Source organism: Rhizobium sp. GCM10022189 (genome assembly GCF_042656325.1).
Taxonomy (GTDB): Bacteria; Pseudomonadota; Alphaproteobacteria; order Rhizobiales; family Rhizobiaceae; genus Rhizobium.
In genome coordinates this window covers 102,520-117,515 of the sequence record NZ_JBHSOR010000057.1, presented here as the reverse complement: position 1 = coordinate 117,515, position 14,996 = coordinate 102,520, and the positions used below count along the sequence as shown (strand labels likewise).

Sequence of the window (14,996 nt, the reverse complement as noted above, 5' to 3'; positions counted from 1 at the left end):
CCCCTAAGATCGACAGTTCTAGGCTGCTTCCAGACCGATCACCAGACGTTTGCCCATGGCTGCCAGGGCGGCAACCATCAACGGCAGCTTGGTGCTGACGTTCGGGTCCAGCAGCCGGCGCGCTTCCTTCTCGTCCTTGCCGATGCGGCGGGCGAGTTCGCTGCGCGAAATACCGGCCGTCTGGAACGTCTCGATGACGGCGATCTTTGCCGCCACTTCCGGATCGGGCATGATCATCGCACCTTCAGCCGTAGCATCGGGCAGTGGCTTGCCGATCTCCAGATAGGTCAGCAGGGCGACGCCAAGGGCGTCGGCCGCCATCTCCCTGGCTTCCGCCATGTCATCACCCTCGGTGATCGCTTCCGGAACGTCAGGGAAGGTCACGGTAAAGCCGCCCTGCTTCTCGGTCGGCTCGAAGGTCGCCGCGTAAGCATAAGTCTTCATGGTTCAGTCTCCAAAGCGGCCACGATTGGCCTGTTGTGGAATGGACATGCGGTAACAACGCGAAGGTCTGGGGCTCAGGTGAGCCCCAGATGTTTTCGAATTTTTGCCGCCGTCTTCGGGTCTATCTCCCGGCTCGGGAGGGTCGTGAACCGGTCTCCGAAGAACACCGTTGCATGCCCGCCTTTGCCTTTCGATTTGTCGACCCGGAAGGGAAGGCCGCGTTGTTTTGCTTCGTCTCTGAGTTCAGCGATGAAGCGGTCCCGCTTGTCCATTTCCGTCTCCGTTTCAATGAAAACATATTCGGATATTTTTGTCCGAACGTCAAGAGGCTTCGGATGTTTTTGTCCGAATTTTGGTGGCAAAAATGTCTGCCATCATTGAGGAATTCATAGAGCGGGCGAAGGCCGTCAGCGTTTCCGAAGCGGTCGAGAAGCTCGGTTTGGCCGTGGCGCGCGGCGACAAGGGGCAGCCGTGTCCACATTGCGGCGGCAAGGATCGCTTTTCGGTCAATCTGACCAAGCAGGCGTGGAATTGCCGCGGCTGCAATACGGGCGGGCGCACTGGCATCGGCCTCATCGGCTTCGTGTTGGGCCTCGATCTGCATGTTCGGGCGCAGTATTTCGAGGCATGCTCGAAAGCGCTGGATGAGGTTCTGCCTGATGAGGCCGAGCGCGAGACGGCGGACGATCGTGCGGCCCGGCTGCAGAGAATCTCGCAGGCGAGGGCGGAGCGCGCGGCCAAGGAGGCAGCCCAGCAGCAGGCGCAGAACGCTTTCCGGCAAAAGGAGATCGATCGTGCGCGTGGCATCTACCTGAACGCCAAGATCGCACCGAAGCCAGACGATACATTCCTGCGTGCCTACCTTGCCGCCCGCACCGGCTATCTCATGTCCGACCCCGTCTTCGAAAACATCCGGTTCAACCCGAATCTCAGCTACTGGAACGGGGAGGACGAGATGGGCCGGCCGGTTTCGATCTATTCCGGCTACGCGATGATAGCGCCATTCGTCGACCTTTCGGGCAAGGTCATCGGCTGCCACACGACATGGATCGATATGAACAATCGTCCCAAGTGCCGGCCGGATCTCGGGCGGGACAAAAAGGGCGATCCACTGCCGACCAAGAAGATGCGCGGCGTGAAGAGCGGCGGGTTGATCCCTCTTTGCGGTGACATCGACGCAAAGCGCTGGGTGGGCGGCGAGGGGATCGAGAACGGGCTTGCCGTCGCCGGCTACGAGGGCTTCGATCGCGACACCTTCTATTTCGCGGCCGGTGATCTTGGCAACCTTGCTGGCCCGGCCGATCGCGGCAAAGGCCGGAGTGAGAGCTATCCCGGCCCGGATGGCAAGAGGATCCGCGTCTATCCTCATCCGAGGCCAGACCAGGGCGAGACCGACGCATTCCAGGTGCCCGACCATGTGACAGGCCTGGTGCTGCTCGCCGACGGCGACAGCGAATTTTTCTTCACCGCGGCCGCGATGGCGCGTGCGCAAGCCCGCACCGCTCGTCCCGGCCGGTCGGTCAATATCTGGTGGCCTCCGCGCGGCGCGGATTTCGCCAGCCTTTTATGCAAGAGGGTCTAAGGGCGTGCTCGACAATCTATCGACTGAAATGCCGGATGGTCTGAAAGAGATCATCCAGGCTGCCATGGTGCAGCGTGGCGAACTTGACCCCGAAACCCCACCCCTCGCAGATGACCATGCCGAAACTCTCGACGATGGCGCAGCGCCCCCCGATGACGCCGACGCGCTCAAGGAAATCCTCGAATATTGCGCCGGCCTCGACCATTCGGACACTGACAACGGCAAGCGGCTGCTGAAGCACTTCGGCAAGGATCTGCTGGTGGTCAGCCAGGAGAAGGCGAAGGCGGCACTCTATGCCGTCTGGACCGGCACCCATTGGGATATTGCCAATGGTGGGCCGAAATCGCTGGCGATCGTGCAGCAGCTCGGCGACAGGATCATGCTGGAGCGGCATTACATCAAGCCGACGAAGGCAGAGCAGGACGATATCGACGCCGGCAAGGCGGCGGCCGATAAGGAGAAGCGTGGGACGGACCTTGATGTCACCGAACGGAGGCTGCTCGCCAGTCGGGAGAAGGCGCTCGACCTGTTCTCGAAGCGGGTGAAGCGCCGGCTCGATCATGCCGTGTCGTCGAAGAACGTCGCGCGCATGAATGCCGCGCTCGCCTGCGCCGCGCCGCATATCATCCGCTCGCCGGACGACCTTAACGCCGATCGCATGCGCTTTGCCGTGCAGAACGCGACGATCAGCTTCCATTCCCGCATGGAGCGGCGGAAGAACCCGAAATTCGTGAGCCCGACCGAGACGCCCAATGTGCCCGAGACGGTCGACATCTGCATCGAGGCCGACGTGAAGGCGGACAGGGGGCATCGGCGCGAGGATCTCATCACCCATGTCGTGCCGGTCGATTATCAGCCGAAAGCGAAATGCCCTCGCTGGACGAGATTCCTCGAGACCATGCTGCCGGATGCGGATGTCCGTCGGCTCGTGCAGGTGTCCTCAGGCCTCGGCCTGGTCGGTCTGACAGTGCAGAAACTGTTCTTCCACTATGGCGACGGCGCGAACGGCAAATCGGTCTACATGGAAACACTCTGCAGGCTGCTCGGCGAGGTGTCCGTAACCCTGCCGGCGACGAGCCTGATCGGCGAGAGCGGATCGTCCGGTGGTGCATCGCCGGACCTTGCCAGATTGCTCGGCCGCCGGCTGCTGCGCGTCAAGGAGCTGCCCGAGGGCGAGGACCTGAAGGAGAACCTGGTCAAGGAACTGACAGGCGGCGAGACGATTACCGCGCGTGACCTCTTCCAGGGCTATATGGACTTCGACCCGATCTTCGTGGTGCAGATGAGCGGGAACGGCTATCCGCGCATCACCGGTAATGACGACGGGATCTGGAGACGCATGGCGGTCGTACACTGGCCGGTGAAGGTGCCGGAGGCCGAGCGGCGGCCCTTCGACGAGATGATCGCTTATTTCCGTCCGGAATATCCCGGTATCCTGAACTGGCTGATCGAGGGCGTGCGCATCTATCTGCGCGAGGGCCTTGTCATTCCTGATGCGGTCAGGGCCGCGACGCAGGACTATCGCGACGACATGGACCGCACGTCTGCTTTCGTGGCGCGTTGCGTGGTCAAGGAAGAGGACGCGCCGCCTCTGCAGGCGAAGTTCCTCTACAGCGCCTATTGCCGATTTACGGAGGACGAGGGCGGCAAGCCCATGAACGTGACGGCCTTCGGGCGGGCGATGGCAAAGAAGTTCAAGAAGGATACGACGCAACGCCTGCATTACTACCTTGGCATCCGTCTGCGCGATGTCCCCGAGCCGCATGGCCACGACGCGCCAGAGCCGCCGCCCGGCCGCTTTGACGATGATGCTCCGCTTCCAGAGGTCTTTTGATGTTCCCCGAAACCCCACCCGGCATTTCCCCGCCGTCTGAACTGCCGCGCGCTGCGATAGTTGCGATAGTTTCAGCGGCAGTTTTGCGACAGTTGGCGAGGGGGAAGGGGGAGCAAAATCAAAGACTTGCGATAGTTGCGATAGTTTTGGCGCGCATACGCGTAATGTTTTGGGTGGGGTGTGGGGTGAAGAGAATTCTTCCACGTTAATGCGGGAAAACTATCGCAACTATCGAACCTATTGAAATCACTCATAAAAACTATCGCAAAAACTATCGCAGAACTATCGCAAACTATCTCCAAAGGGTTGATGATGAAAAAGGTGACCATTGAACAGCTTCTGTCCTGGGCTTTTACGCAGGAGCTCTGCAAGGTCGGCGCTCCTATGGCAGATGCCGGAGGGCTGGGTTTCAGCCAGGCTTGGAGCATCACCAGCGATATGGCCGTGCTGGGGACGATCATTGACCGCAGTCCGAACATCTACGGCGTCATCCCCGATTTCATTTCGGCGCAGGCCGGTCCTCACCCCGATGCCATCACGGTCGGCAATGCCGTCCGCGCCATGGATGCATTCGATAGCTTCGGCTACAGCGGCGATGGTGTCTGGAACCCTTTCCCCGAATGGAGCGACGAACAAGGTCTGATCGCGGCCGAAGTGGCGCGCGTGGACGAGGAGCTTCTGTTGAAGGGGGAAAGGCTCACCGGCCGGCACATCGTCAACTTGGTCATCAGGCATTCCATTCTCGGTAGCGGCCCGGATTGGACGGCAGACGAGCCGAAGGTGCGGATGGTTATGAAGGCTGGAAAGCCGGCATGGTTTGTCCGCAAGAAGGGCCGGGATGCGTTCAACCGGCCATTCACCTTCGAGACCGATGGCTTCGACAAGCGCAAGCAGCGTCCGGTCAAGGGCGCATACCGGAAATACGAGCTTTCGGCCTCGATCCGTGGCGCGATCATCTCGCGAATGGACTGGCAGCTATGGCAGGATGCACTCCAGCACTTGCATTCCGAGCTTTCCGGCCGGCTTCAGGCCAATGATTTGCAGCCTTTCGCGCCGGATATGCAGCCGTGGGCACGCCTCAAATCTCGTGCGTCTTCCTTTTAAGCCATTGAAAACGGCTGAGAAAATATTCTGATATGCATCTTGCGGTGCGGCAGTAGCTTGACATATCTTGAAGACAGTAAAAAAGGTTAGATAAACCCGCTAGGTGATGGCCCGGCGGGTTTCGCATTTCAGGAGGCTGTGATGTGAAGCTAGTCGTCACTTGGGCTGATGTCCGTGGCTTGCGGCAGTTCGATAAGGGCATTCGTTGGCTGAACGAGAACTTTCCGAAAGTTCTCCCTCGCATCATGAACCAGGTAGGCGATAGGGCGCGCACTCGCGTCGTCCGGGCACTCACGACACAGACGGGCCTCAAGCGCGATGTTATCCGTCGCGCTGTCGAGAACAGCAAGCGAGCCTTCAGCGGTCAGCTTATTTACGATCTCAGGTCTCGAGGTGGCAACGTCCGCCTCAAATACCTAAATCCGAAAGAGACGGAAGCGGGCGTTGTCGCCACGCCGTTCGGAAAGAAGACGCTCTATCCCGGCACTTTCATGCGCGGTGGCGTCTTCCCAAATCGAAAGATGGTGGCACGCTTCGATGGTCATGTCTTCTATCGTCTCAATCGATCGGGCACGCGTATCACCTTCGCACGGTCCGGCGTCTTCATCCCGAAAGAGATGATCATCGGCGCCACCAAGGAAGCGTTTGAGGGCGAGGTGCAGACGACGCTGCCTCAGCGCATCGATCAGGTGCTTCGGAAGCTGCAGGGCTGACCCGACCCGAAGGGCAGGGTCGCCGAGCGGGCGGGGCACCCCCCCCCATTCAGGGACCGTATCAACGATCCGAAAACCGAACGGAAGCGCGCGACTGCGGGTTTTCGCCAGTGTGAAACTTCGAAAGCGGTACACGTGAGGAAGCGTGCACGCACACGTGCAACGCACGGATAATGCACGATGAATGAAGAATGGATGTCGATCACGGAGGCTGCGGCAAAGCTCTCCGCTGCCGGTGATCAGGTCGACCGTTCGACCTTGTCGCGTTATCTGAAGCAACATTCCGAGGCGTTGACGCTGAAGCCAGACGGCAAGTCGAACCTCGTCGACTACATCGCCCTCCTGGCGCACCGGCGCGAGAATGTTCGCATCCGACAGGCTCCGGGTGCAGCATCACCATCGGCGCAGCGTTCGGCGCCCTCGTCGCGGTTCTCCGGTACGCAGTCGGATGGCGTTGCCCGTAAGGCGCAGGCCGATGCCGAGTTGCGCGAGATGGATCTCGCGGAGCGTCGCAAGGAGCTGACGCCCGTTGCGGAAGTCGACCAGGCTGGCCGAGACGCCGTTGCCATGATGATGTCAGCCTTCGAGCGGGCGATCGAGACGGAAGCGGCGTCGCTCTCCCTGAAGTACGGATGGGAGGAGCGCGTAGTGCGTATCGCGCTGAAGGGCTTCGCAAAGGAAGGGCTGAACATCTTCAACCAGAGCGTCCTGAAAAAGCTCGACGCGATGCGCCGGCGCGAAGAGGCTGGCGAAGATCCTCTCGATATCGAAGCTGCCGGGCAGCCGTTGCAGTGACCGTTCACGATATCCGGGAGCGCTTCCCGGAGCTGCCGAACGGAGCGGTCGCGATCTTCTCGGGCATGGCTGCCGCCAGCAGGCCGAGCGAAGATCTGACGATCAGCGAGTTTGCAGATCGGTATCGCAAGGTTTCTGCGGAATCGGGGTCGCCCTGGCCGGGTGATTTCCGAACCGACCGCGTGCCGTATCTGCGGGAGCCACAGGACTGCCTGCATCCGGATCATCCGGCGCGGCGCATCTCCTGCCGCTGGGCCGCGCAGCTCGGCAAGTCGACCGCGATCGAGAACTGGTTTTGCTTCATCGTCGACCAGTCTCCCGGCTCGATGATGATCGTGCTGCCGACGCTTGAAGAGGCGACGAAGTTCAACCGCGTCAAGCTGCACCCGACGATCGAGGCATCGCCGCGTATCCGTCACAAGGTGCTGCCGGTCAGCAGCAGAGACGAACAGGGCAGCACGACCGCTTTCAAGCGATATGCCGGCGGCTTCTGTCAGATCGTCAATGCAGGTTCCTCGAAGGGCCTGCAGATGGTGTCGATCAAGTATCTCGCCATGGACGAGGTCACCGGCTACCCGAAGGACGTCGAAGGACGGGGCAGTCCCCGCGACCAGGCCCGCGCCCGACAGAAGATGTATGGTGACCTTGCCAAGGAATGGCAGGGTTCGACGCCAGGCGTTGCCGGCGAGTGCGTCATCAGCGACGACTTCGAGGCTGGCGACCAGCGATATTTCTACCTGCCATGTCCGCACTGTGACATGTATCAGGGGCTGGCCTTCGACATGATGCGCGGCCCGCCCGAGCACGATGGTCCGGTGCATCTGCGCTGCCTGTCCTGCGACGGCGCGATCCTCGACGGTCACAAGCCGGACATGATGAGCCGCGGGCACTGGATTGCCCGTCGTGTTCACGAGCTCGATCCGGCTGTCCCTCTGGCAATTCCAGCGAGTGAGATCGCCGACTGGATTTGCCCGCCCTGCGAAGGCCGGTGCCGAGAATGGCAGCCGAGCTATCACCTCTGGGCTGCCTATGCGCCCCGTGAGAAGCTTGCCGATATCTGGCAGAGATGGCTGGATGCGCAGGGCGACACTACAAAGATGCGGACTTTCTGCCAGCAGGATCTGGCGGAGCCGTATGACCCCGCAGGCCTGACGGTCGACTGGGAGAAGATCGTCGAGACGGTCAAGGAGCATTCGCTTCCGTCGCGCGTCATTCCTTCTTGGGCCGCTCTTCTCGTGTCGGCGGCCGACGTGCAGGGCTACGGTATTAAGTGGGTCGTTTATGCGATCGGTCCGCGCGATCAGTACCAGCTGATCGACAGAGAAATATTTGCCGGCGCTCCCGACCAGAGCGACGAGCCATGGATTAGTCTGTCCGATGCGCTTGGAAGAACGTATCCGACCGAGAGCGGCAACGCTGAAAAGGGTATCGATCTCTCCGGCGTCGACTCGGGATGGGCGACTGATCGAGTTTACCGGTTCTGTTCGGGACGGCCGAACGTCTATGCGCTCGACGGACGTGAACCGAGCGGCCTTCCTCCCCTTGGAACGCCGGTCAAGAAGGACATCAAGGATCGCCTGAAACGGGTGGTCGCAAAGTCTCTGCTCTACCCAGTAGGCTTGTTCGACGTCAAAACAGCGGTGACGGCCGCGATGGCGAACCTCGTTCAGGGGCGAGGAGACGGTGCCCAGTGGCCGCGTAATACGATCCATCTTCCGGCGGATCTCTGCGACGAGGAGTTCGCCAAAGAGCTGACCGGCGAAAAGCTGGTCGACGCCGAAGAGGAGGCTCGGGCAAGCATCACCCGCCGGGCTCGCCGAATGGTCAAGCCGAAGGCCGGCAAGAAGTGGATGAAGATCATCGGTCGTAAGAACGACTGGTTCGACGCCACGGTCTATGCCTATGCACTTGGCTGGCATCTGCAGAATAAGCGTCGGCTCAATCTCGATCGCTGGGCCGACCTGGTCCGCGATCTGCATGGTGTGCCGGAGGAAGAGAAGGATCTCTTCACGGTCGCCGACGAAAGCCCGTTCGTGAAACAGGCGAAGAAGCCAGCCGATCCCGTTGCCCCGAAAGGCAGCCCACGTAAACGCAGGAAATGGGGAGCGTATTCTTGACGGAAGCTAAGCCCCGCTACCGCGTAAAGGCAGTCGGCGTCCACACCCAGGCAGCGCCGCACGTCCCTGCGCCTCGTCGCCACACTGCCCGGTACCTGCGCGGCGACAGCGCTGGCGTCTTGGCGATGCGAAAGGCGATCACGCGTGACGCCAAGCGGGACGTTCGTGAAGCTGCCGATCGCGCCTCGGCGCTCGCAACTGATTTCCTGCACAACAGCGGATGGATCGCAGGCGCCGTCACACAGATCCTATCTGACACGATTGGCGAGGAGCTGAAGCTCAATTGCCGGGCTCAATTGAAGAAGTTCGGCTATACCGACGTACAGGCCGCGAAATGGTGCCGCCAGGTCGAGCGTGAATGGCGACGCTGGGCTTGGAACCCGAAGGAATGCGATCTCGCCGGCAAGGCTACTATTGCCGAGATGGTCGAGGCCGCAGTCCGCTCCTACCTGGTCACGGGTGAAGCATTCGGCATTCTCGACAATTTGCCGCTGCGAGAGCAGCGCCGCCTGGGCTTGAAGACCGGCACGAAGGTTTCACTGATCGCTTCGCACCGGCTGCCCAGGGTGACGCGCGAGGCTGAAGGCCTCGATCAGGGCATCTTTCACGACGCCTATTGGCGCGCAGTGTCGTATCGCTTCCGTGTCCGTGAGGCGGGGATTGAGAGCGATCGCGATATCGATGCCGCCGATGTCATCCACGTCATGGATCGCGGCGAGAACCTGAATAGCGCCCGCGGCATCTCTGTTCTTGCCGCAGCGCTGAAGGTGATTGCGCAGTCCGATCAGCTCGCAGATGCGACACTGGCGACGGCGCTGATGCAGACGATTTTCGCGGCGACGATCAAGAGCCCGGAAGCGAGCGCAGAGGCTTTCGAAGCGATCTCGACGCTCACGGATATTCCGGAGCCCAAGGATTTCGACGGCAGCGAAGGCTCCTGGGACGAGTTTCTCAGCGGCCTGCAGCATGACCTGCTCGGCGTATGGGATGCGCGCCTCGGCGCGCTGAAGGAAAAGGGCATCTCGATGTCCGATTCCGCAAGGGTCAATCATCTTGGCCCTGGCGAAGAATTCCAGATGCATACGGCGGCGACGCCGGGATCTCAGTATCTGCCGTTCTTCCAGAACCTGCTTCGGGAAGTCGCGCGATGCCTGGGGATCACCTTCGAAAATCTGACGATGGATCACTCGTCGGCTTCGTATTCGTCGGTGCGAATGTCGGTCGCCAGCATCTGGCCGATCGTTCTGCGCCGACGCACCCGCATCGCCGTTCCGTTCGTCCAGGCGATCTTCGAGCGATGGCTGGAAGAGAAGATCTTTCGCGGGCAGATCCCGTTCAAAGGCGGGTACGCTGCCTTCCAGGCTGACCGCGAGAGTGTGTTTCAGTCGGAATGGAGCGGTCCAGCCGCGCCGTCGGCCGACGATTACAAGGCTGCGATGGCTCAGAAGATCCGCCTCGAGTTGGGCACATCAACCTTCTTCGAAGAGTGCGCGATGATGGGAAAGAACGGCGAAGAGCAGATCGAGCAGCTCGGCCGCGAAATCAAGATGTTCGCAAGCGCAAACGTCCCGCATCCGTTCGGCCGTGCAAAAGGTGGGGGCGGCGGTCCAGATGGAGCGGCCGTCGAGGGAAATCGCGAACCTGTGAAGGAAGCCGCCTGATGGCCGATGAACAGGACCCGAGCGGCGTCGATTGGTGCGCGCGCGCGATCAAGCTTCGGAAGGTCGAGGAAGCACTCCTCAGCGGCGAAATGGTCACCGAAGCGCGCTTCGGCGAAGACATGGCTCGTTATGCCAACGCCAAGCTCGACGATGTGAAGCGGGCGCTCGATGAAGCCATCCGCAATTGCCAGCTTTCCCGCGGCGAGACACCGAAACGCAAGCGCTTCGCGATCCGTGGCGTGATGCGCCCTTACTGAGGTTTTTCATTATGGCTGCTATTCTCGAAGACGGAAAGCTCCGGCTCTCTGGCTATGTCGGCGATTATTATTTCGAGGACGGTTTTACGTCAGGCGACGTCGTCATGGCTCTCGCGCAGATCGACGATGCCGACCCGCTCACGGTGTTCCTCAATTCCGGTGGTGGTATTGCCACGGAAGGCGCGGCAATTCATGCGCTGCTTTCCGCACGGAAGGGCAAAACCGACATCGTCATTGAAGGCGTCGCCGCGTCAGCCGCGTCGTTGATTGCGATGGCAGGCAAGAAAGTCACCATGTCTGCCGGCGCCGTCATGATGATCCACGATCCCAGCGGTTATACGGCTGGAACCTCGGACGATCACAAGAAGGCGATCGAAGCTCTTGAGGCTTTGGCCACAGCCTATGCCCGCGTCTACGCGATGAAGTCCGGCAAGACTGCTGAAGATTGCCGCGCCATCATGAAGGAAGAGCGCTGGCTCACCCCTCCGGAAGCAGTCAGCGAAGGCTTCGCCGACGCCACGACCGAAACTGCGGCTGAGCCCGTCGCGGCATTCGATTATCGGATTTTCGCCCACGCGCCGACAGCGCTCGTCGATCTCGCAAAACAGAAGAATTGGTCGATGTCGACCAAGCCGGCGGCACCCGCCGCAAGTACCCGTCCAGCAGAGGAGCCCTCAATGACGGATAAGGAACGTGCGGAACAGCTTGCCGCCGAAAATGCCAAGCTGAAGACGGATCTCGCTGCAGCGACCGCGAGCGTGGACACCGCCGTAAAAGCCGACCGCGAGCGGCGCGCGGCGATCATGGGGTTGGAAGAAGCCAAAGGCCGCGAGACGCTTGCCGAGCACCTCTTCAATACAGGGAGCTCGGTCGACCAGGCGAAGGCAACACTCGCCGTTTCGCCGAAGGCCGGTGCGACTGACGAGAAGGAAGAGGAAGAGTTCCAGCCTCGTCGGATGAACGCGCAGGGTTTGAATAAGACCCCGCTCAACACGAAACCCGGTGACAAGGCAACGGCGCGGGCAGTTCTTTCTGCCTCTGTCGATCGTCTCAACAAGCGCCGATAACAGGAGATCGCTCCGATGCCCGTACTTACTCAGGGCCTTCGCCCGACCGGTCACTATCTCGTCTCCGAGGCGAACGGCTTTCGTTCTCGCGATGTTGGTGTCATTGCCAGCGGTAGCGGAAAGCTCGACGCAGGTGCCGTTCTCGGCCGTGTCACCGCCACGAAGAAGTTGGTGCCGCTTGCACCGGGTGCTGCCGATGGCTCGCAGAACGCCGCTGCGATCCTCTATGAGGCCTGCGATGCGACTTCCGCGGACGTTCGTCGCACCATTACCGCCCGAGATACCGAAGTTCAGGCCGCCGTCCTGGTCTGGGCTGCCGGTGTCACTGACCCCCAGAAAACCGCCGCGCTTGCCCAGTTGGCCGCGCTTGGCATCGTATCCCGATAAGAAGGAGGGCATTCCATGGCCTTAGTGACTGACGTTTTCAACCAGAATGCCTGGGGTGTCATCGAGATGCAGGAAGAGGTCGTCGACCGCGTCGATTTCAAGCCTCAGCTCCTTGGATCGCTTGGGCTCTTCTCTCCGATCTATTCGCGGTCGCGCACGATCGCCATCGTCGATCGGAATGGCACGCTCACCCTGATCCCGACCTCGCCGACCGGTGCTCCTCCCGAAGAGCTGATCCCGAAAGGCGCGAAGGTGCGGACTATGGAAGCGGTGCGGCTGGCGAAAGGTTCGACGATCTATGCGATCGAGTTGGCCGGCATTGCTGCGCTGCCGATGGAAGACCAGACCGTCGAGGTTGCCGACGAGGTGAGCAGCCGCACTGCGCAAATCACTGACGATCTCGAACTGACCTGGGAGCATATGCGCTTCGGCGCCATCCAGGGCAAGGTTCTGGATGCCGACGGCACGACGGTACTTGTCGACTGGTACAACTTCTGGGGTATCGCAGAGCCTGCAGAAATCGACTTCGAACTCGACGTCGACACCACTGATGTCCGCAAGAAATGCCGTGACGTTAAGCGTGCGATGCAGAAGGCCGGCAAGGGCATCTGGACGCCTGGCACGCGTGTCGGCTCGTTAGTGGGCGACACGTTCTTCGACACGCTTGTCAACCACAAGCAGTACAAGGAAACGAAGCTCAACACCGAAGGTGCAATGGCACTAGAAGGCATTGAGGGCTATTCGGTCGTCACTTTCGAGGGCATCACCTTCATCAATTACCGCGGCACCGATGATGACAGCACCATCGCCATCGCCACTGATAAGGCGCGCTTCTTCCCGATCGGTGCGCGCAACGCCTTCCAGGTCGGCTGGGCTCCCGCGAGCGAGTTCAAGCCGTATCTGAACAAGCGTGGTCAGGAGAAGGTCGGCCTTCTGCTGGCCGATACGTCCGGCCGCGATGAATGGGACAGGATCGAAATCTACAGCTATCCGCTGTTCATCGCGACCCGTCCTGAGATGCTTCTTCGCGGCAAGGCGTACTGATCGGCGCGAGGCCGCTTAGTCAACACCTCACGGAGGGAAGAGAGCAATGACAAGGCGTCTTGTAACTGAGGCGGGCTTCTATAACGGCGAGTTTCTGAAGCCCGGGCAGCACTACGAAGGCAATGACGACGAAGCAGAACACGCCGAAGTCACCGACCGGTTGACCAAGGACGAACTGCTCGCCATCGCCGCCGACCGTGGTGTCGAGGCCAATGCGGATATGACGAAGGCGGAGATCGTCGCCGCCATTAACGCAAAGGCCTGAGAATGCCGATAGCTGCACGGTTCCACGAGCTCCGCGATCGCGTCGTTTCTGCGGTCGACCAGGTGTTCGCGGAGCCCGTGCGGCTGTCGCCCATGAAGGCGGCTTCGGCTGATCCGGACCGGGCGCAGGTCACCATCGAGGCAGTGCTGCGCACCGGGGAGGAGAAGCCGACCAGTACCGATGGCGGAAGTGATCGGAAATGGAAGGCGAAGATCGTTGCCGGGCAAGCCGAGCTTCGGATCGACAGAGCGAAATATCCGGATGTCGAACTGAAGAAGGGTGATAAGGTGAGGGCGCTTTCGCGGCCTGGCGATGTCGTATTCGAGGTTCTTTCGGTGAACGGCCGCGATCATACGCGGCTTATCGTGAGATTGGGGCAGAGCTGATGAGCCTTGTTCGAGCTGCGGTGCGGATTTCGGCGATCATGGCGCTGAGAGACCGCACCCTCGTCGGCAGCAATGTTCTCGACAGCCAGATCGTCGCCATCAAGTCAAACGATGCCGGATCGCTGCGGCTTTCCGAGGATGCGCCGTTCATCGCCGTATACACGGACGAGGCGAGCACGAAGGATACCACGATCGGCAATGCCACCCGTGCGCTTGGCGTCAATGGGCCGACAGCGATCCTGTTCGAAAGCGGCATCGCGGCGACGATGACCGAAGCTGATCCGGACACCGACGAAACCAAGATCATTGGTATAGGACTGCCGGCGACCGATGGGCCGATGGAATTCATGCTCGACATGGTGATGCGCCAGATCGTCGATACGCTGAACGACCCACACAACGAGTGGTCCAAGATCTTTCTCGGCTTCATGTCCCGCGTTATCGATGTGGCGAGGGCAAGGGCTGGCAGCGATGAGGACGGTTTGCGTGTCGCCGGTCAGCAGATGCGCGTCATGGCCGATCTTTTGACTGATCCGGTCAAAGGCGAGCCGTTGAAGCCAACCTCGACCATGGCCCGTTTCCTCGCGAAGACCGACAGCGTCACAGACCCGATGATCAGGGCGCAGATGGAGATGATCTCCGCACAGATCAGCGGTTCGGAACTGCCGTGGCATATCGTTCAGCGCAGGTACGGCATGACCAGCGAAGAGGCGGATGCGCTGCAGGTCGGCTCGGCCGATCCGGCCGGCGGCGATATCGGGATCACGGAAGTCAGTGTCAGCCCGGCCGAGTTGGCGCAGCCGTGATCCCGGACAACATCGCCGATATGGTCGCTGACATCTATGGCCGGCTGGCCGAGCTTGAGCGCCGCAACCGTAACCGCAAGCGCACCGGGACGGTCAAGCATGTCGATCATGAGAAGGGGCTCTATAGGGTTGCTCTTTCCGAGCAGGGCGGCAAGCCGTACCTGACGGGATGGATCAGCCCGAAGCAGCTCGGGGCCGGTCTGGTGAAGATCGACATCCTGCTTTCCGAAGGAGAGCAGGTGGATGTCGTCTCGGAAACGGGCGACCTGACGGACGCACAGATCGACCTCAGCAGCTATTCCGAGCAGAACGTCCGGGATAACAGCGACGTCCCGTTCAAGGTGACGATCGGGCAGACGATCTGGAGCCTTACCGAGGATACAGCAACCCTCGAGGCTCGCAAGGTCAAGATCAAGGGTGACGTCGATTTCGAAGGTGGTTACCTGCATCACGAGGACAAGGATGTCGGGCACACCCACAAGCACAAAGACGTTCTGAAGGGCGGCGACCTTACCGGCCCTCCTGCTTGAGGTA

17 protein-coding genes are annotated in these 14,996 nt (G+C 60.8%); 15 read left to right on the top strand and 2 right to left on the bottom strand.

Annotated elements, in window-relative coordinates; translation table 11 throughout:
• Positions 1-18 precede the first annotated feature (18 nt).
• Both ACFPWW_RS27775 and ACFPWW_RS27770 read right to left on the bottom strand, forming a co-directional pair.
• Complete coding sequence (locus ACFPWW_RS27775; RefSeq protein WP_377314366.1) at positions 19-444, bottom strand: type II toxin-antitoxin system HicB family antitoxin; 426 nt, start codon at positions 442-444, stop codon at positions 19-21.
• Between the two features lie 74 nt (positions 445-518).
• On the bottom strand, positions 519-716 hold the full coding sequence (locus ACFPWW_RS27770) for a hypothetical protein (RefSeq protein ID WP_113509158.1): 198 nt from the start codon (positions 714-716) through the stop codon (positions 519-521).
• 173 nt (positions 717-889) lie between these two features.
• Between ACFPWW_RS27770 and ACFPWW_RS27765 the strand changes: the two genes are divergently transcribed.
• From ACFPWW_RS27765 to ACFPWW_RS27695, 15 genes are all read left to right on the top strand, one after another.
• The gene (locus ACFPWW_RS27765) at positions 890-2,026 is read left to right on the top strand and encodes a DUF7146 domain-containing protein (protein ID WP_377314630.1); all 1,137 of its coding nucleotides are present in this window, start codon (positions 890-892) and stop codon (positions 2,024-2,026) included.
• Positions 2,027-2,030: 4 nt separating this feature from the next.
• Complete coding sequence (locus ACFPWW_RS27760) at positions 2,031-3,860, top strand: DNA primase family protein (RefSeq protein ID WP_377314363.1); 1,830 nt, start codon at positions 2,031-2,033, stop codon at positions 3,858-3,860.
• A 309-nt stretch (positions 3,861-4,169) separates the two neighbouring features.
• Positions 4,170-4,964, top strand: a complete 795-nt coding sequence (locus ACFPWW_RS27755; protein WP_377314361.1) for a hypothetical protein — start codon at positions 4,170-4,172, stop codon at positions 4,962-4,964.
• Between the two features lie 143 nt (positions 4,965-5,107).
• Positions 5,108-5,677: a hypothetical protein gene (locus ACFPWW_RS27750; protein WP_377314359.1), complete on the top strand. Its 570-nt coding sequence runs from the start codon at positions 5,108-5,110 to the stop codon at positions 5,675-5,677.
• 180 nt (positions 5,678-5,857) lie between these two features.
• Positions 5,858-6,472, top strand: coding sequence for a hypothetical protein (locus tag ACFPWW_RS27745; RefSeq protein ID WP_377314357.1), 615 nt, complete (start codon positions 5,858-5,860; stop codon positions 6,470-6,472).
• Positions 6,469-8,589 (top strand): terminase gpA endonuclease subunit, encoded by a 2,121-nt coding sequence (locus ACFPWW_RS27740; protein ID WP_377314355.1) that lies wholly within the window; start codon positions 6,469-6,471, stop codon positions 8,587-8,589. Before ACFPWW_RS27745 ends, ACFPWW_RS27740 begins: the two co-directional genes overlap by 4 nt.
• Before the next feature lie 125 nt (positions 8,590-8,714).
• Complete coding sequence (locus ACFPWW_RS27735; RefSeq protein WP_377314353.1) at positions 8,715-10,250, top strand: phage portal protein; 1,536 nt, start codon at positions 8,715-8,717, stop codon at positions 10,248-10,250.
• Positions 10,250-10,507: a hypothetical protein gene (locus ACFPWW_RS27730; protein ID WP_377314351.1), complete on the top strand. Its 258-nt coding sequence runs from the start codon at positions 10,250-10,252 to the stop codon at positions 10,505-10,507. The genes ACFPWW_RS27735 and ACFPWW_RS27730 overlap by 1 nt, the downstream gene beginning before the upstream one ends.
• Before the next feature lie 11 nt (positions 10,508-10,518).
• Positions 10,519-11,574: a head maturation protease, ClpP-related gene (locus ACFPWW_RS27725; protein WP_377314349.1), complete on the top strand. Its 1,056-nt coding sequence runs from the start codon at positions 10,519-10,521 to the stop codon at positions 11,572-11,574.
• A gap of 15 nt (positions 11,575-11,589) precedes the next feature.
• Positions 11,590-11,961 (top strand): head decoration protein, encoded by a 372-nt coding sequence (locus ACFPWW_RS27720; protein WP_377314347.1) that lies wholly within the window; start codon positions 11,590-11,592, stop codon positions 11,959-11,961.
• Positions 11,962-11,976: 15 nt separating this feature from the next.
• The gene (locus ACFPWW_RS27715; RefSeq protein WP_377314345.1) at positions 11,977-13,005 is read left to right on the top strand and encodes a major capsid protein; all 1,029 of its coding nucleotides are present in this window, start codon (positions 11,977-11,979) and stop codon (positions 13,003-13,005) included.
• A 46-nt stretch (positions 13,006-13,051) separates the two neighbouring features.
• Positions 13,052-13,270: a Rho termination factor N-terminal domain-containing protein gene (locus ACFPWW_RS27710; RefSeq protein ID WP_377314343.1), complete on the top strand. Its 219-nt coding sequence runs from the start codon at positions 13,052-13,054 to the stop codon at positions 13,268-13,270.
• Between the two features lie 2 nt (positions 13,271-13,272).
• Positions 13,273-13,656, top strand: coding sequence for a hypothetical protein (locus ACFPWW_RS27705; protein WP_377314341.1), 384 nt, complete (start codon positions 13,273-13,275; stop codon positions 13,654-13,656).
• Complete coding sequence (locus tag ACFPWW_RS27700) at positions 13,656-14,462, top strand: hypothetical protein (protein ID WP_377314339.1); 807 nt, start codon at positions 13,656-13,658, stop codon at positions 14,460-14,462. Before ACFPWW_RS27705 ends, ACFPWW_RS27700 begins: the two co-directional genes overlap by 1 nt.
• The gene (locus tag ACFPWW_RS27695) at positions 14,459-14,992 is read left to right on the top strand and encodes a hypothetical protein (protein WP_377314337.1); all 534 of its coding nucleotides are present in this window, start codon (positions 14,459-14,461) and stop codon (positions 14,990-14,992) included. Before ACFPWW_RS27700 ends, ACFPWW_RS27695 begins: the two co-directional genes overlap by 4 nt.
• Positions 14,993-14,996: the final 4 nt, after the last annotated feature.